General features: G+C 51.6%; 22 protein-coding genes. 9 read left to right on the top strand and 13 right to left on the bottom strand.

The features are described 5' to 3' along the window. Nucleotides 1-2 precede the first annotated feature (2 nt). The 6 genes from K355_RS0102990 to K355_RS0102965 form a co-directional block, all read right to left on the bottom strand. Entirely contained in the window at nt 3-1,205 is a 1,203-nt protein-coding gene (locus tag K355_RS0102990; RefSeq protein WP_022730632.1) for a glycosyltransferase family protein, read from the bottom strand. A 214-nt stretch (nt 1,206-1,419) separates the two neighbouring features. Then, nucleotides 1,420-2,673, bottom strand: coding sequence for a molybdopterin molybdotransferase MoeA (locus K355_RS0102985; RefSeq protein ID WP_022730631.1), 1,254 nt, complete (start codon nt 2,671-2,673; stop codon nt 1,420-1,422). Between the two features lie 68 nt (nt 2,674-2,741). Next, entirely contained in the window at nt 2,742-4,478 is a 1,737-nt protein-coding gene (locus K355_RS0102980) for an ABC transporter permease (protein ID WP_114091520.1), read from the bottom strand. Nucleotides 4,479-4,694: 216 nt separating this feature from the next. Then, nucleotides 4,695-5,720: a Fe(3+) ABC transporter substrate-binding protein gene (locus K355_RS0102975; protein WP_022730628.1), complete on the bottom strand. Its 1,026-nt coding sequence runs from the start codon at nt 5,718-5,720 to the stop codon at nt 4,695-4,697. 226 nt (nt 5,721-5,946) lie between these two features. Continuing rightward, complete coding sequence (locus K355_RS0102970) at nt 5,947-6,963, bottom strand: Fe(3+) ABC transporter substrate-binding protein (protein WP_022730627.1); 1,017 nt, start codon at nt 6,961-6,963, stop codon at nt 5,947-5,949. A gap of 214 nt (nt 6,964-7,177) precedes the next feature. Then, a complete protein-coding gene (locus K355_RS0102965; protein WP_022730626.1) occupies nt 7,178-8,011 on the bottom strand; it encodes a 3'-5' exonuclease in 834 nt (277 codons plus the stop codon). Nucleotides 8,012-8,333: 322 nt separating this feature from the next. On the opposite strand from K355_RS0102965, the gene K355_RS0102960 reads away from it, so the two are divergent. Next, on the top strand, nt 8,334-9,368 hold the full coding sequence (locus K355_RS0102960; protein WP_022730625.1) for an ABC transporter substrate-binding protein: 1,035 nt from the start codon (nt 8,334-8,336) through the stop codon (nt 9,366-9,368). Between the two features lie 84 nt (nt 9,369-9,452). Here K355_RS0102960 and K355_RS22965 read toward each other — a convergent pair whose 3' ends face one another. Next, nucleotides 9,453-9,989, bottom strand: coding sequence for a MarR family winged helix-turn-helix transcriptional regulator (locus tag K355_RS22965; protein ID WP_022730624.1), 537 nt, complete (start codon nt 9,987-9,989; stop codon nt 9,453-9,455). Nucleotides 9,990-10,230: 241 nt separating this feature from the next. Here K355_RS22965 and proV point away from each other — a divergent pair, with 241 nt between their 5' ends. From proV to proX, 3 genes are all read left to right on the top strand, one after another. Then, on the top strand, nt 10,231-11,436 hold the full coding sequence (gene proV, locus K355_RS0102950) for a glycine betaine/L-proline ABC transporter ATP-binding protein ProV (protein ID WP_022730623.1): 1,206 nt from the start codon (nt 10,231-10,233) through the stop codon (nt 11,434-11,436). Continuing rightward, entirely contained in the window at nt 11,429-12,544 is a 1,116-nt protein-coding gene (gene proW, locus K355_RS0102945; protein WP_022730622.1) for a glycine betaine/L-proline ABC transporter permease ProW, read from the top strand. Before proV ends, proW begins: the two co-directional genes overlap by 8 nt. Nucleotides 12,545-12,644: 100 nt before the next feature. Further along, nucleotides 12,645-13,661, top strand: coding sequence for a glycine betaine/L-proline ABC transporter substrate-binding protein ProX (proX, locus tag K355_RS0102940; protein WP_022730621.1), 1,017 nt, complete (start codon nt 12,645-12,647; stop codon nt 13,659-13,661). A 128-nt stretch (nt 13,662-13,789) separates the two neighbouring features. Here the strand turns inward: proX and K355_RS0102935 are convergent, their stop codons facing one another. Both K355_RS0102935 and K355_RS0102930 read right to left on the bottom strand, forming a co-directional pair. After that, nucleotides 13,790-15,457 (bottom strand): methyl-accepting chemotaxis protein, encoded by a 1,668-nt coding sequence (locus tag K355_RS0102935; RefSeq protein ID WP_022730620.1) that lies wholly within the window; start codon nt 15,455-15,457, stop codon nt 13,790-13,792. A gap of 83 nt (nt 15,458-15,540) precedes the next feature. After that, nucleotides 15,541-16,131: a PDC sensor domain-containing protein gene (locus tag K355_RS0102930; RefSeq protein WP_022730619.1), complete on the bottom strand. Its 591-nt coding sequence runs from the start codon at nt 16,129-16,131 to the stop codon at nt 15,541-15,543. Between the two features lie 310 nt (nt 16,132-16,441). Between K355_RS0102930 and K355_RS0102925 the strand changes: the two genes are divergently transcribed. The 3 genes from K355_RS0102925 (at nt 16,442) to K355_RS22960 (ending at nt 19,514) form a co-directional block, all read left to right on the top strand. Next, nucleotides 16,442-17,302, top strand: coding sequence for an ABC transporter permease (locus K355_RS0102925; RefSeq protein WP_022730618.1), 861 nt, complete (start codon nt 16,442-16,444; stop codon nt 17,300-17,302). Then, nucleotides 17,302-18,330 carry a quaternary amine ABC transporter ATP-binding protein gene (locus tag K355_RS0102920; RefSeq protein WP_022730617.1) on the top strand — a complete coding sequence of 343 codons (1,029 nt, stop codon included), beginning with the start codon at nt 17,302-17,304 and terminating at the stop codon, nt 18,328-18,330. Before K355_RS0102925 ends, K355_RS0102920 begins: the two co-directional genes overlap by 1 nt. A gap of 89 nt (nt 18,331-18,419) precedes the next feature. Then, nucleotides 18,420-19,514 (top strand): HD-GYP domain-containing protein, encoded by a 1,095-nt coding sequence (locus K355_RS22960; protein ID WP_147250374.1) that lies wholly within the window; start codon nt 18,420-18,422, stop codon nt 19,512-19,514. A gap of 51 nt (nt 19,515-19,565) precedes the next feature. Here K355_RS22960 and K355_RS24950 read toward each other — a convergent pair whose 3' ends face one another. Both K355_RS24950 and K355_RS0102905 read right to left on the bottom strand, forming a co-directional pair. Further along, complete coding sequence (locus tag K355_RS24950; protein WP_022730615.1) at nt 19,566-20,060, bottom strand: M67 family metallopeptidase; 495 nt, start codon at nt 20,058-20,060, stop codon at nt 19,566-19,568. A 35-nt stretch (nt 20,061-20,095) separates the two neighbouring features. After that, nucleotides 20,096-20,482 (bottom strand): hypothetical protein, encoded by a 387-nt coding sequence (locus K355_RS0102905; protein ID WP_022730614.1) that lies wholly within the window; start codon nt 20,480-20,482, stop codon nt 20,096-20,098. 291 nt (nt 20,483-20,773) lie between these two features. Between K355_RS0102905 and K355_RS22950 the strand changes: the two genes are divergently transcribed. Together K355_RS22950 and rpoH are read left to right on the top strand one after the other, a co-directional pair. Continuing rightward, nucleotides 20,774-21,772, top strand: coding sequence for an RluA family pseudouridine synthase (locus K355_RS22950; protein ID WP_022730613.1), 999 nt, complete (start codon nt 20,774-20,776; stop codon nt 21,770-21,772). A 111-nt stretch (nt 21,773-21,883) separates the two neighbouring features. Beyond that, nucleotides 21,884-22,750 carry an RNA polymerase sigma factor RpoH gene (gene rpoH, locus K355_RS0102895; protein WP_022730612.1) on the top strand — a complete coding sequence of 289 codons (867 nt, stop codon included), beginning with the start codon at nt 21,884-21,886 and terminating at the stop codon, nt 22,748-22,750. A 115-nt stretch (nt 22,751-22,865) separates the two neighbouring features. Here the strand turns inward: rpoH and K355_RS0102890 are convergent, their stop codons facing one another. Then, nucleotides 22,866-23,339, bottom strand: a complete 474-nt coding sequence (locus K355_RS0102890; protein ID WP_022730611.1) for a hypothetical protein — start codon at nt 23,337-23,339, stop codon at nt 22,866-22,868. 9 nt (nt 23,340-23,348) lie between these two features. After that, complete coding sequence (locus K355_RS0102885; protein WP_028791262.1) at nt 23,349-25,481, bottom strand: serine/threonine-protein kinase; 2,133 nt, start codon at nt 25,479-25,481, stop codon at nt 23,349-23,351. Nucleotides 25,482-25,635 lie beyond the last annotated feature (154 nt).

Raw genomic sequence — 25,635 nt, 5'->3', positions numbered from 1 at the left:
ACCTATTCGGCCGCCATTTGCGGCGGGAGCCAGCGATCAACAAGATCACCGACCCGATCAAGCCCGCCCATCAGGTTGGGAACAGTCACATGCGACGGTTTGGGCTGCGAAATCAATCCATGAAGCGCATCGGCCATTTGACGCGGATCCCGACCGTTGTCTTCCGTGAGCATTTTGACAAGACCAAGCTTTTCCGCCGCCGAGGCACGGACATATTGCTCAAGACGCGGTACGGTGCGCGGCACAATGACGGCAGGCTTATCAAATGACAGAATTTCGCAGAACGTATTATAGCCGCCCATGGCAATGACACCGGCAGAATTATGCATCAGCATTTCGACATTGGCATCAAATGTAATGACCGACAGCTTGTCGATCTTTTCGGCCCGGTCCATAAAGGATTTCTGTTCGGCTGGCGCCATAAACGGCCCAAGCACGACAAGCGATGGTACAGCAATGGTTTCATCTGCTTCATAGGCACTGATCACCCAATCGACCAGATTAACCCCATCACCACCACCACCTGTGGTCACAAGGTAATAGGGTTCTTCAAGACCAAGGGCCCCGTGTTCCGGTGTTGGACGTCGGGTTGCGGTACGTGGCAGATACCCCGTATACGCCATTTTGTTTTCCACGCCCGCAGGCAAATCAATCCCTTCGAGGGGATTACAGATTTCCTGCAGACCATAAACCCAGATTTCGTCATAGAGTTCGGCCAAGGCAGGCACGCATTGCTTGCGGTCCCATTCTTCGCGCAAGTGAGCCGGATCATCCATCACATCGCGCAACCCCATAACAAGACGGGTGCGGCGATGGCGCAACATACGCAAAGTGGACTCCACCTCACCGCGAAGTCCAAGCGGCTCTTTATCGACGATGAAAATGTCAGGATTAAACACGTCTGCAGTATGTTTGATGATGGATTCTCGCATCTCAAGTATCTGATCAACATCGATATTGAGATTGAGCGACGTGTATTCCCCGTTCGAGAGTTTGATCACGCCGGGAATACGAACAAAATCGACTCGTGAACGGAACTCGAAACTGCCGATAATCGGGGATCCCGACAAAATCAGAACAGAAACATCATCCCTGCGAGAGACCAGCGCATGCGCAATAGTCCGGCACCGGCGCAAGTGGCCGAGCCCAAAGGTATCGTGGCTATAGATTAGAACCCGATAGCCGGAGTTCCCTACGATTGACATATATTCGCCCGCTTACGCAGTGGTCCCTAACACCTATTCAACCACAAATATGGATGGCAAGGTATCCCTCATTGGTAAGTAAATCCGTTTTGGATACACTTTTAAACCATAATTTTTAATCCTCCCTATTGCTCTCATACAGAAGCAATATCGCGCAAGACTTTTTCAACCAGATCACGACGTTGCGCATCGTTTTTTATGTTGTACGCACATGTTACTGCAATCCGCGCAACGGAAGATAGAACACCTGATCACCGACTGAAACCTGACCGCAGTCTTCCGGTATTTCGATCAAACCGTCGGCCCAGACCATCGATGACAGCATCCCGGAGCTGGTGGAATTAAAGGCAATTGCTTCAAACGCGCCATCATCATTTTGCACCAGTCGTGCGCGCAGCCATTCTCTTCGTCCGGGACCGCGCTTAAAATCAAATCCAGCACGAACGGGTATCCTTACCGGAACTGTTTGCGCACGATCAGCCCCCATCACATAGCGCAACAACGGCATAGCAAATAACAGCCCTGCAACCAGCACCGAAACCGGATTGCCCGGCAGACCAAGAACAAGACAGTCCCCAATCTTGCCCCGCATCAAGGGCTTTCCGGGTTTTATCGCCAACTTCCATGCGTGAATTTCACCCAGTTGGTCAACAACCGACTTAAGCAAATCTGCCCGACCAACTGATACTCCGCCCGACGTCATAATCACATCGTGGGTCTTGGCCGCACTATCCAAAGCATCGCGCAAAACATCGAAATCATCGGTCAGCAGACCAAGATCAGTAACCTTACAGCCGATATTACGCAGCATGCCAATCATGGCAAATCGGTTGGAATCATAAATCCCGCCAGGCGGCAACGGGTCACCCGGCTTTGCCAGTTCATCGCCGGTTGAAAACACCGCAACCGACAATGGCCGCGCCACGGCCAAAGTCCCAAGCCCCTGCCCGGCGGCAATCGCAATATCTTGGGGTCGAAGGACCCTGCCCGATGAAAGGACCACCGTTCCTTGTTTGATGTCTTCGCCCGCACGGCGAATGTTCTGCGCAAGTTGGGTGCGTGCAATCACATCATCGCGAATTTCAATGATGGTTTCATTTTCATTGGCGGAAACGTTTTCCTGAATGATCACGCAATCTGCACCATTCGGAATGGCGGCACCAGTGGCAATCCGAATGGCTTTTCCCTTGGAAAGTGTGCCTTCGAACGGATGACCGGCCATGGAACTGCCGATCACATCAATTGCCCCCGTCATATTCGCAAGGTCAGCAAACCGCAGCGCATAGCCATCCATGGCCGAATTATCAACCGATGGGACAGCAACCTTCGCAATCACATCACGCCGCAACACCGCACCAAAGCAGTGGTCAAGCGGACGTTGTTCGACATCCTGCACAATACCAACCTCGGCAAAGGCGATATCAAGCGCATCGGAAAGTGTCGTCAATCCGGGTTTGATGGTTTGCATAAAACTGGGAGCCTGTTGTGATGTACCTGACTTAGATAATCTGATGCGATGTCACCGCAAGGACAAAATCACTTGCCGTGGCCAGGACGTGACCGTGAAATCGCGCGGCTGAGCATAATAACCGGGATCACCCCGACCACAACAATGGTCAAGGCCCCCAGCGCAGCCTGTTCAATCATTTCATCCTTGGCAAACTGATAGACATACGTCGCCAGTGTATCAAAATTGAACGGCCGCAGGATCAAGGTTGCGGGGAGTTCTTTCATTCCGTCAACAAAGACAAGCACCGATGCTGCCAGAATGCCGCCGCGCACCATAGGGAAATGAATGCGTTTTAGCGTCCCCCAAGGGCTTTCGCCCAAAGTGCGTGCCGCGTCATCCATGCTGGGGCGAACTTTACCCAATGCCGCCTCGATCGAGCCATACGATACCGCCATGAACCGCACAGCATAGGCAAAGACCAGCGCAAACACCGTTCCACTCAGCAACAAACCGGTCGAAATACCGAATGTATCGCGCATGACCGCATCAACTGCATTATCAAGACGGGCAAACGGGATGAGAACGCCAATCGCCAATACCGCGCCGGGCACTGCATAGCCCACCGATGAAAAACGAACACAGAATTTCAACAATGGTTGCGGGAACAGGCGCAGGGCATAGCCCATGAAAATCGCACATCCAACCGCGACCAGCGTTGCCAGCCCCGACACCAGCAGACTGTTCCCGGCAAACTCAAAGAAGTCTGACGTCCAGCTTTGATCAAAATAGCCGATGGAATAGTAGATCAGAACAGCCGACGGTACGACAAAACCAAGCAGGATCGGCAGGATACAGACGGCCAAGGCACCCACCTTGCCCATGGGGCCGAGATCATAGCCCGGTAATTCCTGAAACCGGTTGGTGGTATCGTGGAACCGCTGGCGACGACGTGAATAGCGTTCAATCACCAAAAGCGCAATCACCACAGCCAGCATCGTCAAGGCGATCTGTGCTGCACCGCCGGCATTGCCCATCCCAAGCCAGACATTGAAAATCCCCGCTGTCAGGGTGTGGACAGCAAAGAAGTCAATCGTGCCAAAATCATTGAGCGTTTCCATCAATGCGATGACAACCCCGACCACAATCGCCGGACGGGCCAAGGGCAAAGCCACCGTGATGAATGAATTCCATGAACTGCGTCCCAGTATGCGGGCGGCTTCGAGCACACAGATCGATTGCGCCAAAAAGGCTGCCCGCGCCAGCATATAGACGTAAGGATAAAGCGTCAGGCTGAGCACCACAATCGCCCCGCCCTTGGTACGAATATCGGGAAACCAGTAATCGCGCGCGGATTGCCAGCCGAAGACATCACGCAACATTCGCTGCAACGGCCCGGCATATTCCAGAAGATCGGTATAAACATAGGCAACGATATAGGCCGGAACCGCCATCGGCAGCAACATCGCCCATTCAAAGAACCGCTTACCCGGCAGCTTGCACATGGTGACAACCCACGCGGTTGAAACCCCGATCAATGTCACCCCCACCCCGACGCCAAGCATCAAAATGCCTGTATTTTTGAGGTACCGAGGCAGCATCGTCGATGCCAAGTGCGGCCAGATGTTTTCAGTCGGAAAGAGCGCGATATAAATCACCGCGACAATCGGAGCCGCCACCAGAAGGGCAATCACAAACGCGCCAAACAACCATATCGCCGACTGCCCACGCGGCAACCAGCGCATGGCAACGCTTCCGGTTGGTGTCCGCATCGGATCAAACGTTTCCGTGGCGACGGTCGGACGAATATCTTCGTCCCTTTTCATTTTGCGGCTTGTTTGGCGTGCGGTGTTCAATATCGTTCTCGTCTTCTTCGTCGAAGGCCACATCATCCAAAAGCTGTTTGGCCACATCGTGATAGCCTGCAATGGCGCTTAAAGGCAAACGTTCAGGCGCGCCCCACCCCGGTTAATGCACCATTGCACAACATTTCGACCACACATACGCCCAACACGACGGACGATATGATTAATGCGCCGAATCTATTCGTTAAATCCGACTTCATCAATCATGCGGATCGCATCCCCACGTTTTTCGGCAACGACATTCAACGACAAATCGTCGTGTTTGAACGTGCCCCATGAACGCACCATTTCCGACCAAGCCACGCCCGGTTTGACGGGATATTCAAAGTTGATATCGGCATACATGTGTTGTGCTTCATCACCCGACAGGAATTCCACCAGCTTGATGGCGTTTTCCTGATTGGGGGAATGCTTCATCAGAGCAACGCCGGAAATATTGACGTGTGTGCCGCGATCCCCCTGATTGGGGAAGACAATGCGCACGTCTTTGGCTGCCGGGGCCTTATTGGGATCATCAAGCATCTTGCCGTAATAATACGAATTACCAATCGCGATATCACATACGCCCTGTGACACCGCTTCAATCTGGTCGATATCGGCCCCCTGAGGCTTGCGCGCAAGATTGTCCTTAAGGGTTGTCAGCCATTTTTTGGTATATGCTTCGTCATGATTGGCAATCATCGATGCGATCAACGCAATGTTATAAACATGCATGCCCGACCGGATACAAATGCGGCCTTTCCATTTTGGGTCCGCAAGGTCTTCGTAGGTGGAGATTTCATCGGGGGCAACACGATCAAGTGAGGTGTAAATGACACGTGCGCGGGTTGTCAGCCCGACCCAGAGATTATTCTCGTCACGGAACTGATCTGGGATGTTGCTATGGATTATATCGCTTTGAAGGGGTTGGGCAATATCGGCATCAACCGCATCCTGAATGCGGCCAATATCAACGGTTAAAAGCAAATCCGCCGGGCTATTGCGCCCTTCGTGTTTGATCCGTTCAACCAGTCCACTTTGTGAAAACAGCGTATTGACGCGAATACCGGTTTCCTCGGTGAACCGTTTAAACATCGGTTCGATCAAAAATGGCTGACGTAAGGAATAGACATTCACTTCTTCTGCTGCAGTGGCCGGCTGGTTCAACGATATGCCCATTGCGACCGCAACAAGACCAAAGACCGTTTTGCGCAGTGAAATCATGAATGCCTCTCTTGGGTGTGCCACGCAGGTTTGCAGCAATTAGGAATGATTTGTATTTGCTTTGGCCGAAATTAACGACCTCGCCCCCCATTTTGCAAGCCCCAAAACCACATACGAGCAATGCTCACGTGCCGAAACTCTGTCAAAATAACGTGATCACGAACGTAGAAAGGGGATGGCATATGACCATCCCCTTTGCAAAACAACGCTGTCTTAAATTGTCTGACTATTCGTTGTACCCGATTTCGTCGACCATCTTGATCGCCGCCGGCGTCAGACGGGCAATCTCGGCCAATGACACGGTATCAGCCTTGAACGTGCCCCATGATTTAACGTTTTCGGCCCACTCGACACCCGATTTGACAGGATACTCGTAATTTACCTCGGCATAGATTTTCTGTGCCACGTCATCGCTTAGGAATTCCATCAGCTTGACCGCATTCTCCTGATTAGGGGCACCCTTGATCAGGCTCATGCCGGAAATATTCATCGACATGCCGCGACCATCCTGATTGGGGAAGACGATATTGACCGCTTCCGCCCATGGACGCTGTTCTTCATTCTCAAGCATTTTGCCATAGTAATACGTATTACCAATTGCCAGATCGCACTCGCCTTCCTTGATCGCCTTGACCTGTGCGCGATCATTACCCTGCGGTTTGCGTGCAAGGTTTGATTTCAGGCCTTCAAGCCATGTCTTGGCTTTTTCTTCACCGTGAACGGCAATCATCGAAGCAAACAAGGCAACGTTGTAAACATGGGTGCCCGAACGGGTACAAATGCGACCTTCCCATTTCGGATCGGCAAGATCTTCGTAGGATGTGATTCCGCCTTCTGCAACCCGGTCCTTGGAGGCATAGATCGCACGACCACGCTGGGTCAGGGCAAACCAGTGCCCTTCGGGGTCACGCAGATGTGCCGGAATATTGGCAGCAAGGGTGTCGTTCGAAACGGCTTCGGTAACACCGGCATCGACCGCCTGCTGAATACGGCTGATGTCAACTGTCATCAGGATATCGGCCGGGCTGTTGGCACCTTCCTGCTTGATGCGCTCAACCAGACCTTTTTCTGCAAAGATCACATTGACCTTTACGCCACTCTGCTCCGTGAATTTTTCAAACAATGGTTCGACTAAAAATGCCTGGCGCAAAGAATAAACATTCACTTCCTGTGCGGATGCCGCCACTGCACCAAATGCTACTGCGCCAAAGACTGCACCGCCGATAAGTTTCCCGATTTCCATCAGACCGTTCCCTTTTGAAGTTCAATTGCCTTGTATCCGATCTTTGAGGCTGCAACTCAATTGCAGTCACCTGCTGCAATTAAGTCGCATCACCAATAATTTCAACAAGAAACTGCTCATTCAACCCGGGAACGTGAACTTTTTCACTTAATACACAGAACAGCGTATAAGCTCGGAAAGGCCGATCAGGCTGTCTCAAATCGGGTTGATGTAATCACAGAACATTAAATGATCCGCCACTTGAGTCCCGCCATCCATCAAGGAATTCCTGATAGGCTGGAATATCGCCAGCGCGTTCTTCAAGCCACGCCACGGTTAGATTGATCGCATGGTTATAGCTGTCATGGTCGGTCAGCCCGGTATGCAGCGCATGGCGCAAATACAAAAGATAGGTATTGAGCACATCGGTTTCGCAATAGCGTCGAATGCCGTCAATCTCGCCGTTGTCGAACATGCCCGACACCTTACTGCCATCCACCCCGGTTTTCCCCGGCAGATCAAGGGCAGCACAGACTTCGTTCATTTTGGTTCGCGCCGATGCCCCATAATCAGACAGAACTTCGGCCAGGTCACAATGCCAGTTCGGTGCATAACGCGATGTATAGTTTTCCCACTTGTTGATCGATTGATGCAGCCAGCGCGCCGTCACACCGTGCTTCATCGCGCGGTACTTCAAAACCGGCAAATCAAATCCCCGACCGTTGAAACTGACAAGACGTGGGAAAAGCTTGCCGCAATAGGCAAAGAACCCGTTGACCAGATCCTTTTCCTCAGACGTTAGATCACCGCCCGACCGCAGTTCTTCGATTTCGTACATTTCAAGATTGTCATCGCGCTGAATGGTGGCGCGCAGGAAACTGATGGCAACAACCTTGTGAAACGGCTGACGGGGAAAGCCATTGCGTCCATTGGTGATTTCAAGGTGATAATCTTCAAGCATCTTGCGCCCGGTTTCCGGGTCCGGGGCCGTTTCGCCTGTCAATTGCGGCAAGACGTCGATATCGGGAACGGTTTCGATATCAAAGACGAACAGACTGGTATGCATCATGACAGGCCCCACAGGTTTGTTTTGCCCAACATAACGATAAAACCCGTTAAATTCACGGAATTATCGCCACATAAAAATGCATTCCACTGACAGCTCCTGCCATGGATGTCAGGAGCCTTCTGCGATGATCATTCAAACCGTGTCCGGCATTCTTTGCGATAAATACCAATGCGCAGGGTTGCATGACTTTTGAACCCACGGTTAAACTCACATCACCTGTATCAGGGGCAAGGTCTGGTTTGAACCCGCGAGATCACGGCACGAACCTGCAAGACATTGCATTTGATGCGATTCCGGACCGCAACAACGAAGGGACAGAAGGATGAACACCCTGCCTACCGGAGCCGCAATGTTGATGGCCGCTGGCCTCGCATTTACCACATTCGCAACCACAGCACAGGCACAGGACGCATCCTGTGAAATAGATCGGCCGGTGATGTTCGCCGGACTGAACTATGACAGCGCCCTGTTCCATAATGCCGTGGCCCGTTTCATCATAGAAAAAGGCTACGGCTGTAAAACCGATGCTCTGCCCGGCGATGTCATCCCGCTCTTGACCGGGGCTGGCAAGGGCGATGTTGATGTCGTCATGGAAATCTGGCGCGACAATGTTGCTGACGCCTGGAAAAAGGCCGAGGCCGCCGGCAATGTCAGCCAGATCGGGGTTAACTTCGATGACGCCGTTGAAGGCTGGTTTGTCCCGCGCTATGTCATTGAAGGCGATGCCGAACGTGGTATCGAACCGATGGCCCCTGATCTGAAATCGGTCGATGATCTGCCCAAATACACCGACCTGTTTGCCGATGCCGAAGAACCCGGAAAAGGACGTTTTTACAACTGCCCGTCGGGCTGGGTCTGTGAAAAGGTCAATTCGGGTAAGCTCGCGGCCTATGGTCTTGATGACAGTTTCACCAATTTCCGTCCTGGTACCGGGGCGGCACTTTCAGCCGCCATCGCATCGGCACACAAACGCGGTAAGCCAGCTCTTTATTACTACTGGGGGCCGACGTGGGTGATGGGTCTTTATGACAGCTATCGTCTTGAAGAACCGGCGTATGACAAGGAAATCTTTGATGCGCTGAAAACCGATGCCACACCGACCAAGGCAACAGCCTATCCGCAAAGTACGGTAACGGTGGGTGTGAATAATGATTTCAAGGAAGCTGCCCCCAATCTGATCACGTTCCTGACCAACTATGAAACAAGCAATGCGCTGGTTTCTGAAATGCTGGCCTACATGCAGGAAAATGATGAAAAGCCAGATGGGGCTGCGCGTTATTTCCTGAAACAGAAACCTGATATATGGAAATCATGGGTTCCTGAACGTGTTGCGAAAAAGGTTGAAAGCGCGCTTTAAGGCCCCTGATACCAATAGATTTTCCAAACAAGGCGCAGTGAAATATCTGCGCCTTGTCAGCTTTTGATCACACTATTTGCGCGTTCATCGATCTTGGCTGGGTTCAAGATGGATTGGGAATGACGATAATATCGGATCAAGTTCATCATCACTGACCGATGGGCAGGTGTCGACGTCATCGGACGCCATCAGGTGTGCGACATGCTGAAGTGTCTCAAGAATTTCTCCGCGCTTGGCGACATCAAGCATCTGATAGCGGCGCATGAAGTGCCCGTCCATCAAGGGCGGCGTATCCACAAGAATTTCACGCCCCTTATCGGTCAGACAACTGTTCACAACGCGTTTGTCCGTGGCATTGCGCGTGCGCTTGATGAAATCACGGGTTTCAAGCCGGTTCAGGATTGTCGTTACCGTTGCCTGGCTGAGCGACACGTGGTGGGAAATCTGCCGCACCGTCACAGCTCCGAGCTCCTCAATCGCGAGTAGAACAACAAGCTGCGGAACAGTAAGACCACAAACTTTCATAACATATTTTGAATGAAGGTCTGTTGCCCGGATAATCTGCCGCAACGCAACAAGAACATCCAGAAATTCCCGCTTTTTTTGTTGTTTTTCAACCATAACACCACGTCTCCTCGTTCCCCAATCGTCGGAAGCGTAACGTGATTATAATTTGACATCAAATATTTTGACCTGTAACCATCTGCCGACAAATTCAGACATGGCTTGGGGAAACCTGCGGGGCTTTTGGCCTCTTATGCCACCATCGACATAAAAACAGACTGATGAACGATGTTTGCCGCGCAAAGGCTGTTTGCCTGCGTGATGTGCGTTGTTTGTCGCCAAAAATCGACAAGGACTCATGACCGAAAAAATCGTTGTAAAAGACCTTTATAAAGTCTTTGGCGACCGTCCTGATCAGGCAATGCAAATGATCAATGACGGGATCGACAAAGACGAAATCTTTGACAAAACTGGACAGACCGTTGGTGTTTGCGGGGCAAACTTCACCGTCAAACAAGGTGAAATATTTGTCGTCATGGGGCTGTCTGGCTCGGGAAAATCGACCCTTGTACGACTATTGAACCGCCTGATTGAACCGACGTCGGGTCAGGTTTTATATGATGGTGTTGATATTGCCGCAATGTCCGACGAAGAATTACGCGACCTGCGCCGCCGCGACATGGCGATGGTGTTTCAATCCTTTGCCCTGATGCCGCATCTTTCGGTCATCGACAATGCATCGTTTGGTCTTGAACTGGCGGATATGGATGAAAAAGAGCGCCATAAACGCGCCCTTGTCGCACTTGAGCAAGTTGGCCTTCCCGCACACGCCAATTCATATCCCGACGAACTGTCGGGCGGCATGCAGCAGCGCGTTGGCCTTGCGCGTGCGTTGGCCAATGATCCGGCTGTGATGTTGATGGATGAAGCCTTTTCCGCACTGGATCCTTTGATCCGTACGGAAATGCAGGATGAACTCCTGACCCTTCAGCGCGAACATAAACGCACGATCATCTTTATCTCGCACGATCTTGATGAAGCCATGCGGATCGGGGATCGTATCGCAATTATGGAAGGCGGCATTGTCGTTCAGGTCGGCACTCCAGAAGAAATTCTGAACAATCCGGCCAATGATTATGTCAAATCGTTTTTCCGCGGGGTTGATGTTTCCACCATCCTCAGCGCAAAGGACATTGCGTCAAAACGCGAAGTCACCGTGATCGAACGCGACGGTGTTGGCCTTAAAACCGCGCTCAGCCGTTTGAATAAGGAAGACCGCGAATACGCCTATATCGTTGGCGACAAGCTTGATTTCCACGGTGTGATTTCGATCGATACCCTTGATGCCGCCATTAAATCGGGCGCGGATAAACTTTCAGCCGCCTTTTTACCCGGTGTTGAACCGGTTTCCCATGACACACAGCTTTCCGAACTGATCGGAACTGTGGCGCACGCCCCGTGCGGTGTGCCTGTTGTTGGTGATGACGGAAAATATATGGGCGTGATCAAGAAAGCCAACCTGCTGGCAACACTCGACCGTGAAGGAGATGGCACCAATGGCTGATAACAGTAATCCTTGGGGCCAAACCAACGCCACTACCGAGAGTACCGATAGCGCATCAGGATCAACTGGTGCATCCGGCCCGGGTGGCGCTACTGGCACCGCGCCCCCATCTGGTCCGGGCGGAGGCACTGGCGACGCGGCATCATCAACCGATTGGCTGTCCAATGCCTCCCCTGCCCCGGAAAAGCATTTTGATATCCTGCATCCGTTTCAGGATGCGGTGATCCCGCTGGATGGCTGGGTCAATGATGGTCTTGATTGGATTGTCACGCATTTCCGTAGTGTTTTTCAGGCCATCCGCTGGCCAATTGATGCTGTTCTGAGCGGTGTTGAAACCGGACTTCAGGCAACACCAGCCATCATCGTCATCATTGTTATGGCACTGATTGCATGGCAACTGGCCGGACGCCGCCTTGCCATTGGCACCATGATTTCCATGATTGTTGTTGGCCTTATTGGCGCATGGTCGGAAGCAATGGTGACATTGTCGCTTGTTCTGACATCGGTATTTTTCTGTATTGTGATTGGTCTTCCGACTGGCATTTGGCTGGCGCGTAACGAACGCGCATCGAATGCAGTCCGTCCAATCCTTGATGCAATGCAGACCACCCCGGCGTTTGTTTATCTGGTGCCGATTGTGATGCTGTTTGGTATCGGGAATGTGCCAGGTGTTGTGGTGACCATTATCTTTGCCCTGCCACCCCTGATCCGCTTGACCATCCTTGGCATCCGTCAGGTCCCAAGCGATCTGGTTGAAGCCGCCCGTTCATTTGGGGCCAGCCCGAAACAGCTTCTGTTTCGTGTGCAGTTGCCGCTTGCGATGCCGACCATCATGGCCGGCGTCAACCAAACCCTGATGCTTGCCCTTTCGATGGTAGTGATTGCATCGATGATTGCGGTTGGCGGTCTTGGTCAGATGGTTCTGCGCGGTATTGGCCGACTTGATATGGGGCTGGCAACGATTGGCGGGGTTGGCATTGTTCTGCTGGCCATCGTTCTCGATCGCATGACCCAGGCACTGGGCAAGGACCAGCGGTCCAAAGGCACACGGCACTGGTATGAAGCTGGTCCTGCGGCACTTGTGCGATCAGTTCTGGGCAAAAAATAATACATTTAAACGAGATAGCAGACGGAACCTTTTGCGGTTCCATCTGTTTGGAGAACCGGGTCAACGAACAAGACCTCAATCTATCAACAAGGAGAAGTTCATGACGTTCCTGAAGAAACTTTCTGCGGGTGCTGCTATTGCCGTTACCGGCTCGATGCTGATGACCGGTACTGGGTTTGCTGACAACATGATGCCGGGTGAAGGCGTTGAAGTTCAGCCGCTTAAAAGCTCCATCGCGGAAGAAACCTTTCAGACCGTTGTGGTTATGAAGGCTCTTGAAGAGCTTGGTTACGACGTTAAAGACATCCAGGAAATCGAATATGCTGCTGGCCATGTTGCCATTGGCAATGGTGATGCGACCTTTATGGCCGATCACTGGAATCCGCTGCATGCCGATTTCTACAAGGCCGCTGGCGGTGCTGAAAAAATCTATCGCGAAGGTGTTTATTCACCGGGCGCGCTTCAGGGTTACCTGATCGATAAAAAAACGGCTGATGAATACAACATCACCAATGTCGAACAGCTTAAAGAGCCGAAAATCGCGGCATTGTTTGATACCAACGACGATGGTAAAGCCGACCTTTCGGGCTGCAACCCGGGTTGGGGCTGTGAAGGTGTGATTGAAAACCATCTTGATGCCTATGGCCTGCGCGATACCGTTACCCACAATCAGGGTTCCTATTCGGCCATCATCGCCGATACGATCACCCGTTACAAAGCCGGTGAATCGGTTCTGTATTACACATGGACCCCGTATTGGGTGTCTGGCGTTCTGGTCCCGGGTAAAGACGTAACCTGGTTGCAAGTTCCGTTCTCATCGCTTCCGGGTGAAAACAAGGATGCTGATACTGCCCTTCCAGACGGCAGCAACTATGGCTTCCAGGTAAACAACCAGCAGATCATCGCTAATAAGGCATGGACTGATGAAAACCCGGCAGCCGCCAAGCTGTTTTCAATCATGGAACTGTCGGCCAATGACATCTCGGCTGAAAACCTTGCCATGCGCGACGGCGAAAAATCCGCCGAAGACATCGCACGTCATGCCGATGCATGGATCAAAGGCCATCGCGCAACCTTCGACGGCTGGCTCGAAGAAGCCCGCGCTGCGGCGAAGTAATCCAATTGATTACCGGGATCAGGATTTAACCTGATCGCCAATCACTAAACACCCCGCAGGAGAAATCTTGCGGGGTGTTTGACTTATCTGGGGTGTTCGTCACGGGCCCTTTTGCCTTTCACACAGGTTTAGTGAATGTTTTCAATAAACTTGTTGGCATTTTGGTGCAGGCGATCCGCCTCGCCGGTTAAGTCAGACGAAGACCGACGGACCTCTTCGGTGATTTCGCTGGCGTGATGGATTGAGCTTGAGACGTCTTCGATATCGCGGCTCACCCGGTGGATGGTGGTATCGGCGTGTTCAATCGTTGTTGTGATATCGTTTGCTGCACTTGATTGCCGTTCAACCGCGTTTGATATCTCAATCGAAACGCTCTGCACCTGATCAATACATTCGCGGATTTCGGAAATCGCATCGGCGGTTTGTCCCGAAATAGACTGAACCGACGCAATCTGACGGGTGATATCCTCCGTCGCCTTGGCGGTTTGGTTTGCTAGTGTCTTGACCTCGTTGGCCACAACGGCAAAGCCCTTGCCAGCGTCACCCGCACGAGCTGCCTCAATCGTTGCGTTCAAGGCAAGAAGGTTGGTTTGTTCGGCGATGTCCTGAATGAGTTTAACAACGTCGCCGATCTTTTCGGCTTCTGACGACAGGCTGGCGACCGTTTCATCCGTGTGGCGGGTTTGATCAACTGCTGTTTCAATTACCGCCCGTGCGCCAAACACCTGCTGAGACACTTCTTCGAGTGCGATGCGTAACGTTCCAGCGGCTTCGGTGATTGAACGCACATCGGCAGTTGCTTCTGCGACCCGTTCGAGAACTTTTTCAGTTTTCTGACGCGAGTCATCTGTTGTTGTAAACAGTGTTTGCGCATTGCCGCTCAGAGCGCTTGCGGCGTTACGGACGCTATCGACAATTTGCCCGATGGTGTTTCGGAACGACACGGACGTGTCTGCAAGCCGCTGTTTGTTTTCCGAACGGTTGCGTTCTTCGAGTTCATCGCGTTCTTTACGCAGATGCTCGACCCGAATGGCATTGACCTTAAAGATACTAAGCGCGTGCGCCATTTCGCCGATTTCATCACCGCGGCCTGAGGCCGGAATATCAACCTCAAGATGACCATCGGCAAGATCGGTCATGACCCCGGACATCAACTGTAAGGGGCTTGCTACGATTTTCTGAATGATAACAACCAGCACAATCAACAGCACCGCCAGTAGTACAAATGCGATTGCGGCAAGGCGAAATGCGTTATCACGCATGTCCGCTTCAAGGGCATCAAACTCCCAGCCCGATACAATCACACCGTTGGGCGCATCCGATTTACCAAAAAACGATGGCGATGCAACAACTTGCTTTCCGGCGATCATTTTTTCCTGCGGCGCGCCATCGGCGAGCACAGCAGCAACCATTTTTTGAACTTCTGCGACGTCAGGGGCGGCTTCATTAGGCTGGAGAAATCTGGTTATTTCTTCGCCCGCAATATCAAACACAATCGCAGATGCCAGACCACTGTCACTATTTTCGATCAATGAGCCGAAGCTGGCGACAATCGCATCTTCCTTGCGAAATTTGACCGCGCCACCAATCTGCGAGGCAATCAGGTTTGTAACGACCCGGTTGCTTTCAGACAGTTTTGTACGGGCCGAGTCAACAGAGAACGCGATCCCCAGATAGATCACTGCCAAAAACGCGACTGTCACTACGGCGGCGACCACTGCCAACAACTTCCCCCGGATCGACCACCCGCTTTTTTTAAAGTCCGGGATACTGGAACTTTGCGCTGCCAGGCTCATCTTATCACTCCGGTCATATTGCAAAATTTATATGCCGGATGAGACATGGGCATATCCATCCGGCATTTGTTTTGATCAGGTTTCTATTGCAAGAGTTCGACGTTAATGCCGACTGTGACCGCCCCGATGACGCTGCCATCAGCGGTATCAACCACCGGAAGACTTAATTGCGACTGATAGGTCTGGGTCGATTCATCAAGCTCGACATCGCCAAGATGAATGGCATCTTTTCCGGCACTGTATGTTTCTTGCCATTTGGCTTCATCACCCTGCCAGTAATCACTGGTGATGCCACTTTGCCCGACATTCAGGCCCTTGTTATCCATCACGAATATTTCAGTGATCAGTCCTTCGGATTCTTCGGATTTCTGTATCAGGAAGCTCGACAGATCACGACCAAGAATCTCATCGATCATGGGCTGACTGGCGGCGGATGTTTCCGCCCGCCACTGTTTGTCCAGCTCGTCAATGTCGGCCTGACCGAGTGACGCATTCTTTTCGTTCTGCATCTTGACGGCATCGATCACCACCGGATCACCGATCCACCCTTTGACGTCCTCGGCGAAGCTTTTCAATTCGGCCTCATATTCATTGGCATGCGCAGGGCCTACACTAACAAACGACATAAGTGTTAGTGCGCATGCCGTCGTTATCGTTACCAATTTCAGTGACATCATACTCTCCCGGATCATTTCAACGTTCTACAGGTGGGCTGCATTCATCAATGAATACAAACAAGTATGGACGTGGGAATTACCACACAGATATCAATTAAAATTATTTCGATAAATTCGCTTTCTGCCTCTTGATTGCAGGTTTGCATTCCCTAACGCTTCACTGAACACAACCTATCACCCTCACCTTGCTGTCAGGAGCGTCTGGCAGGAGCACCTTGCTCGGTCATTTTAACCGTGTGTTACGAGATTGATCTTGTTAGGCTCTTCCGCTCGTTGATTTATTGAGCAAATCGGGCAAAGCGCCATCATGTTTCCAGAACAGTTGAATGTGCCGTTGGGCAAATGGGTCAATCAGTTCGTTGATTGGCTGGTGATCAATTATGGTGCGGCGTTTGAGGCCTTTGCCGATAGCCTGCTAACGGTGCTGGTCGCGTTGGAACAAGTTTTACGCGGCGCCCCGTGGTGGGTTGTCCTGATTGCGATTGCCACGATCACGTGGCATGCCAGCAAGAACTGGAAACTGGCGGCCGGCCTTGTGATTGCGATGTTTGCCATTGGCACACTTGGCCTTTGGGACAAGGCGATGCAGACCTTGGCCCTTATGATTGTTGCCACGTCGCTTTCAGTGATTATTGGGGTCCCAGTCGGCATTGCCATGGCGATGTCAAACCGTCTAAGGGCCATCATGTTGCCCGTGCTTGATACCATGCAGACCATGCCTAGCTTTGTGTACCTGATCCCTGCCCTGATGCTGTTTGGCTTGGGCAAGGTTCCTGCCATTTTGGCCACGGTTATTTACGCCGCACCACCGGTCATCCGACTAACCGATTTGGGCATTCGCCTTGTCGATCAGGAGGTCATCGAAGCATCGCGCTCGTTTGGCGCAAGCCGCAAACAAATCCTGTTTGGCGTCCAGTTGCCATTAGCACTTCCCAATATCATGGCCGGAATCAATCAAACCACGATGATGTCGATTTCAATGGTGGTGATCGCATCGATGATTGGCGCACGAGGCCTTGGCGAGCAGGTATTGATGGGCATTCAGCGCTTGGACGTTGGGGCCGGCATGGAAGCCGGGATTGCGATTGTATTGCTGGCGGTTGTGTTTGACCGGATCGGACAGGCTTATGGCAAACGATCACAACGCAGCCATGCGGAGGACGTGTGATGAGCTATATCGAAATCCGCAATATTTTCAAAATCTTTGGCCCTGATCCCGAGGGGGCCCTTGAACTGGCAAGGGCCGGTTCTGATAAGGATGAAATCCTTGCCAAAACAGGACATACGGTTGGCCTGCATGATGTTTCCCTGTCGATTGAACAGGGGGAAACCTTTGTCGTCATGGGTCTTTCCGGATCGGGGAAATCAACCCTGATCCGACACTTAAACCGCCTGATTGACCCAACGGTGGGAAGCGTTTCTTTTGGCGGTGAGGATATCCTTGCGATGGATATTCCGGCCTTGAATGCGTTTCGGCGCAAACGGCTTGGCATGGTGTTTCAGAGGTTTGGACTGCTACCACATCGCAATGTGATGGATAACGTTGCCTATGGCCTCGAAATTCAGGGTACAGACCGTAAATCCCGTGAGGTCGCCGCATCAAAATGGATTGAGCGAGTTGGACTTGCCGGATACGAAGCCAAATTCCCCGATCAACTTTCAGGGGGCATGCAACAGCGTGTTGGTCTTGCGCGCGCGCTTGCGACCGACCCGGAAGTTCTTTTGATGGACGAGGCTTTCTCGGCCCTTGATCCGCTTATTCGCAGCGACATGCAAGACGAGTTGATGAAGCTTCAGGCAGAGCTTCATAAAACCATTGTATTTATCACCCATGATCTCGACGAGGCACTTAAACTCGGCGACCGGATCGCAATTTTGAAAGACGGCAAACTGGTGCAAGTCGGACGGCCTGAGGAAATCATCCTTCATCCCGCCGATGATTATGTGCAAGACTTTACCCGTGATGTGAACCGGGGGCGTGTGCTGCAGGCCCGAAGCGTCATGCAGCGTTTAACACCCGGGTCAGACCGATCTGAGGATGACAGTAATACGCCTGTCATTCGCGACGACACACGGCTTGAGGATATCGTGAGCATATCACTCAAAACCGGACAGACCATTTCAGTAATGGATCGAGATGACAATCGGGTGGGATTGATTGACCGAGATCAAGTTATTTCCGCATTGTCTCGATAACATGAATAAATGCTTATAGTTGAATTTCATCTCATACAGGTATAAGTCGACAGGAATAACAAAGGTAACACTTTAAATAGCGGGCCGCGGTGAACGACAGACAGAACATTATCCATGTCCTCTGCGACGAAGAACACCGCCATATGTTGCCATCAGCACTTATGGGGTTCGGGGTACGTTTGCTTGATCCGCAAAAGCCAATCCCGGGCAGCACGATGATTTTGTTGGTTGATGTCGACCTTCGGAATCCGGAAATGGTCGCCCGATTGCGCGAATTTCGCAAAGTATCGCAACGTGGTTCGGATCAGATCTTTGCCATTGGCAAAAACGATTTGCAAGACGAACTACAGGCAACCGCGTTGGGAGCCAGAAAGACCATCACCAAGCCAATCACCGAAAAGGTATTGGCCAAACATATTGAAGAACGCCGCGTTGCCTTGGGCATGACCGGGCAAACAGCCATTACCGCAGCACAAGCCGGTGCCCAAGCCATTCAGGACAGTTTTGACGAGGCCAAAGACGACACACCGGTCAATATCGATAAAATAAGCGAAGCTGGTAAGAACATTGCGGCCTCGATTGCTGATCTCGGTATTTCAGAATGGCTCAGCACAGTCCGGGTTTATCACCAATCCACATTCCAGCATATTCTGCTGGTGACCGGCATTGCCTGTGCATTTGCGCAAAACACCGGCATGAGCAATTCAGACATTGCCAAGCTGACCCAGGCGGGTCTTTTACATGATATCGGTAAGGTTTGGATCCCCGAGGAGATCCTCGACAAACCTGGGAAGCTGACTGCGGATGAGTTTGACATCGTCAAGCGTCACCCGATGGATGGATATAACAAGCTATCTTCTCAGGGAAATATTGATCCGTTGATCCTGCATGGTGTGCGGCATCATCATGAATATCTCAATGGCAGTGGCTATCCCGATGGCCTGTCGGCGCCCGAAATTCCTGATCTAACGCGCATTTTAACCATATGTGACATCATGGGCGCCTTGCTCGAAGACCGGTCCTACAAGCCACCTTTCAGCATCGAAAAATCCATCTCCATTCTGATGAAGATGGCCGATGACGGTAAAGTTGAGCGGGCTCTTGTTCGTGCACTTGCACATGTGATGACCCAGCATTGGACACCGGCAGAGCAGGCGAAAAATTCTGGCGCGCTGAAAGCCTAGAACGATCCCCCGCCCATGCGCGCACCGATCAAATCGCCTGCGTTTCCTTGATCAGATATCTTGTTCAATCAGTTTGCAGCGCTGGAAATAGCGGATGTTTTCACCACTATCGGCATCGATCATTTTTTGATGAATGATACGATACATGCCACTGGCCAGTGCGCCGGTGTGGTTGGTCGCGACGATCAACCACAAGAATGCGTGTTCATCGGCCCGATCCCGGTCGGTATTGGATGGTAAGGCGTTGCCGTTCGGATGGGAATGGAAACAGCCGACAATTTCCTCGCCGGTTTCCCTGACGGTCCGGTGGGTATCAATCAAGGTTTGCGGATCAATTTCAAAGGTCTTTTGCGGTTCATCAGCAACATTTCGGGCAACAACCACGCGCTGAACGCGATCAGGAACGGCGTTTGACGCAATCAGAAGGCCACAAGTTTCCTCAGGCCAATGCAGGGCGCAAAGATCACGAATTTCTCCATGCAGGCGTGCCGAAAAGTAAACCCGGTTTTGGTTCTGCCGGTTCTGTTCACTGCCCTGCCCCCCCATGCATTGTTTTCCTTTTGATTGGCCCGAATGGCCGCCTACTGCGCGGATGATCCAAGCAGGATACGCCCCAGAACCTTTTTTTTCTCAATCGATACGATGACAAGGCGTGAAGCGTTGCCCTCATCTCCCTCGATATGCAGGGTCACATCGTTGCCCTGACGTGAATAGCTAACAAGTTTCTCGCCGGGGGCCATATCAACCGCAATATCGCCAAATGCAGACAGCGAAACAGAGGGCACGACTGGTGCCGAATTTGATGACACCGCATCTCCCGCCAAAGGAACAGACGGGGTTGCGGGTGAAACCGATGTCGTTTTTGGATCATCTGCGTTCTTATCAAGGGACAGCCCATAGGCCACCAGACCAATGCCGACAACAATCAGCACCCCCATAAAAAGAACTAAAACCTTAACGATACGCATCGTATTTCCAACCGATAAAACTGTGTGATCGCTGCATTTTCGACCTTGTGAAACTGGTCACGCAAAACGTATGTCAACGCCATAGCGCCATGGTCAACGAATTGCAAGTTCCCAAAATGGGATTGATCCGTGATTGTGATGCGGATCAAGCATGATTAAAAGTCTGTCACCACATTTCATTTGATTGCATTACACGTCAGACGCGCTAAAACCTGCAAAACAAAGGTATCACGCCTGCCCTGACGTCATAGTGATGTCGCCTTGCATGGCATAACAACACATATTTGGCAGATGAACGAAACCGATCAGAGTACAGAGATCCTTGAACATACCGCCACGTCCGCGGATGAAGGTGCACGTCTTGACAGGGTTCTGGCTGATGCATGGCCGGAACAATCGCGTTCCCGGATCAAGTCCCTGATTGAAGACGGGCATCTTTTGCAAAATGATCAAACCGTTCTGAAAATGTCGGGAAAGGTCAAAGACGGCGATAAATTCGTCCTTACGATCCCACCTGCTGAAGCGGCCCTGCCCGAAGCCGAAGATATCAAGCTTGATGTGCTTTATGAGGACGATGACCTTCTGGTGATCAACAAGCCCGCCGGCATGGTCGTCCATCCGGCCGCAGGCAATGAAAGCGGCACACTGGTAAATGCCTTGCTCGCGCATTGTGGCGACAGCCTGTCGGGGATTGGCGGGGTTAGACGCCCGGGGATTGTCCATCGACTTGATAAAGACACCAGCGGGGCGATGGTTGTTGCCAAAAACGATGCCGCACATCGTGGTCTTTCGACCCTGTTTTCCGAAGATAAAGACAATATCGACCGAGCATACCTTGCGGTTGTGTGGGGCGTTCCGGCCAAAAGCGACGGCGAAATCGAAGGAAACATCGGGCGTAGTCCGCGTAATCGCAAGAAAATGACGGTCTTGAAATCTGGGGGGAAATACGCACTTACCAGATACAAATTACTGCAAAAACGCGACGACTCGCTGGCATCACTGGTTGAATGCCGCCTCGCGACCGGTAGAACCCACCAAATCCGCGTTCATATGAGCCATATCGGGCACTCACTTGTCTGTGATCCTGTTTACGGCAAGAATAAATATTCACAGAAGTTCAACTTCGAAACGCAAGAAATTTTGAACGCATTCAATAAACAAGCCCTACATGCCAGAACCCTTGGGTTTGTGCACCCAAACACAGGTACGTTTATTTCGACGACAGCCCCCCTCCCCGACGACCTTATAGCCCTTATTGAAAGCCTAAACCTATCCATTGAGATAGGTTGAACTAGACTTTATGGTCTAAACACCATTGACGGAGCCTAATACCCATGTATAGCATGATGGAAGGTGCTCGGGGATAAACCGCACCATTTCGAAGCATAACGGGAGGCTTCAATGAAACAGGGAAATGCACTTCCAACAGTTTCTCAAGATGGTTTGACTGTATATCTACAGCGTATTCGCCGTTACCCGATGCTAACACCGGAACAAGAGACGCAGTACGCCTGTGACTTCCGAGACCACGATGACGATGCCGCCGCAGGGCGCATGATTACAAGCCACTTGCGGCTGGTGGCCAAAATCGCGATGAGCTATCGCGGATATGGCCTGCCCGTCAACGAGCTGATCTCTGAGGGCAATGTAGGTCTTCTTCAATCTGTCAAACGGTTCGACCCGGACAAGGGTTTCCGACTTGCTACATATGCGATGTGGTGGATCCGTGCCGCCATTCAGGAATATATCCTTCATTCCTGGTCGCTGGTCAAAATGGGCACCACTGCTGCTCAGAAAAAACTATTCTTCAACCTTCGCAAACTCAAAAGCCAGATGCAGGCTATTGATGAAGGTGATCTTCAGCCAGAACAGGTCGAATTCATCGCCACCAAGCTGAGCGTTACCGAAGACGAAGTAATCATGATGAACCGTCGCCTTGCAGGTCCTGATCATTCGTTAAATGCACCGGTACGCGTGGAAGGTGACGGTGAATGGCTTGATTGGATCGAAAGCAACGAAGAAGATCAGGAAACGACATATGGCAAACGCGAAGAGTTTCTTCAGCGTATGGATATGCTCAAAAGTGCGATGTCGCATCTTAATGAACGTGAACGTGACATTCTGACACAACGCCGCTTGCTGGAAAGCCCGGTCACACTGGAAAACCTGAGTGTTGCTTATGGGATATCGCGTGAACGCATCCGTCAAATCGAAGTTCGCGCGTTTGAGAAAGTCCGTAAATCAATTCACACTGATCTTCCGCACTGACCCCTTCTCGGGTTGAGTTCCTGATACGCGTCCCTCCATCAAACAAAACTACGGCGGACATTGTCCGCCGTCTTTTTTTTTGTTACATCGTTGATTTGATTGCGTGCAGGCTTAATTAGCTTGACCGATCTACTTCCTTGATCAGGCTATCGCCCCAGGTTTTGATCAGTCCGCGTTGGTTTTTGCGCAATTCGGTAACTCTGCGCTGAGCCGACAGGTTCAGAACATTTGCAACAATTGGCGGCATCGCAAGATACAGCAACCAGCCCAACCCAGCCGCACCATACATAATTGAAAGAGCAAGTGGCTGGAAAATCTGTTGTGTTGCCCCGCCGACAGTCTGTGCACCATCTTGCCAAAGCTCAAGAATGTAGGGTGCCACACCAGAAAAGTTCAACCCAAACACACAACGCGCCATCATGCGTCCCGGGCTGCGGTCAAAGATGAACGCGACCAAGGATGGCAATAGCCCCACCGTCAGTGTAATGAATGTCGGCAACGCAACCATGAACAACAAAACGGCTGATGCAATAACCGACAAGCCGGAAAATGCGCTGCGTCCTTTGGGCTTTCTGCCTCTTGCTGCCATGTCAGTCCCTTAAAAGATATGCATCAAAAACAGCGCGGACACTGTCAGAAGTGCGATCATGGTTGATGCGAATGCAGCTGCCTGCTGCCCGACTTTTTCGGCCATTTCAAGACGTGCGGGGCCAGAAGATTCAAGATCAAAGACCTCGCTTTCGGCTTCGGAATATTCCGCCACCGCCTCGACAAACTCAGACTGGTCCTTACGACGTTCCTGTTCATCGTTGATCAGGTTGTAAAGTTCGACAAGGTTGCCGCGCTTCGCCAGTTTCGGAATTTCGGTTTCAACACGTTCACGACGTGCCTTGCTGTGGAAGACCTTCACAGCAGGCTCCATCAGACGTGCGACCCAGTGCGACAAGTTCTGCAAATTGTCCGGCCCGTGACGCCATTGAACAACCGCCAACATACTGATGATCGCACGGCTATATTCAACCTCGTCAGACGGATTTTGCATCGCCATCAACTGGCCTTCAACATCATCTTCGAGGCGTGTCGCGATAAAGGCTGCGATGTGACGATCTACCGGCCATGCATCGTCCGATACATTCTCAGCAGCCTTTTCCAACGCAGGCAACAATTGCGCGATATCAACAACATATTCCTGTTCGATCATCGGACTTAGGCAATGTTGGTTCCGCACCATCGAATACAGGCATCTTTCATACCCATATCCGGCACTTTTTTGCTGAATGTAGTAGCGCAGGTTTTTATATGCACTTTGAAGCCGTTGCACTTCAGGGCTGTAGCCTTCCTGGCGGCCAAACCAGAAAGCAGGAATATCGCGCACAATAACATCGGAAAAACGCTGCGGGCCGCTGCCATGCTGCACATCATAAGACAGCATATTACCAAACCCATCGACCATCGCCGAAAAGCCCTTGTAACGAACAGGGCCGCTCGGATCGAGGATGAGGATCGACCGAGCAACAAGAACTTCCTCGGCTGATCGTTTATCCGCACCTGCCCATTGTAATTGGCGCATGGCATCGGCCATGGCTTTTGCCCGATCATTGTCACCAAGCCCCCGGCGCAACCAGATTTCCACCGTGCCATCGCGCAAAGGTGTCAGAGCATTTACCCAGTTTTTGGCAACCCCTTGGGCAAGGGCGCGCACAGTGTAGTAATCCTTGCCAGAAATATTTTGTGATCGCGCAGCACGCTTTTCCGTATTTCCCTGAACCGGCTTGGTACGACGCCCGTCAAGCCATGCGTGCAATTCAGCAAAGCCCCAACGTTCTTCGGGGTCGTCGCACAGCAATCCGCGTACAGGTTCAATCATGATAAGCGGGAGTTTTTCTTGTGACGCGATGGCCTGGAACGATCCCTTGGACAATTTAATGTCCATGATTTCCTGATCGGTCATATTCGCCAATGGCCGACGCCCAATTGCCAATTCAGCAAGGGTCATGCCCAGCGCATAAAGATCATCGCTCAAGGTTCCGACACCACGGCCTGCAGGGTCTGCGGCCATGCGTGCAGTCGTTTCATACACCAATGGTTGGTCATAACCAGGGGGACCCGAAGCACAATCCCCCAGAATAACTTTACCCCCCTCCGGATCGCCGAAGAAAAGGTTGGTCGCCCGGACCGCACGGTGTGTAAGCCCTTTCTCGCCAAGTGCCTGAAGCACATTCATCAGTGGCTCGACCACCGATGCGGCGATGTCTTGTTCATTAATTGATCGCTGCTTGCCAGAAGAAACGATAACGTGGCCACCCTTTGGCTTTTCAAAGAAAAGCACCATGGTTTTACGCCCGAAAATCGGCCAATGAGCGATAGCACTATCAAGAAGATCAATCTGGCCCGCCATATGAACGCCAGACAGAAACTTGATCAAATCATAACGTGTCGGCAAAACCGGGTCAGTCACAAGCGCAAATGCATTGCCCTCGCTCCGGCGCAGGTTATCTGCGGCATAGGCCTTACAATGGCCCATATCAAATTCAGGTAAACGCAAATCGGTGAAGACACGGAAATTACCGATTTCCAGATTTTTACCGCCAGTCGAAATTTCTTCTTCCAGATTGGCTTTGGCATCCGCGGTTTCGTCCACAGGCGCACCACCGCCGGGCTTGTCCATCTCTGGTTTTTGCCCAGCGTCGTTTGAAGCGTCCTGTTTCTGGTCTTCCGCTTGCTCTGCCATGATCCCGATATTCATTACCGACTGCATCATTCCCTGAGTGGCAGCATCGCATTGACCAAATGTCTGCCTGACGGGACGATCAATACGCTACCCTCAAAAGGTTGATAAAACGATACTTCTGATATCACACCGTAGCAAGCGGTTATAAGCCGTC

The organism is Thalassospira lucentensis MCCC 1A00383 = DSM 14000, from assembly GCF_000421265.1.
In the GTDB taxonomy this organism is placed as follows: Bacteria; Pseudomonadota; Alphaproteobacteria; order Rhodospirillales; family Thalassospiraceae; genus Thalassospira; species Thalassospira lucentensis.
This window is presented reverse-complemented; position numbering and strand designations above follow the sequence as displayed.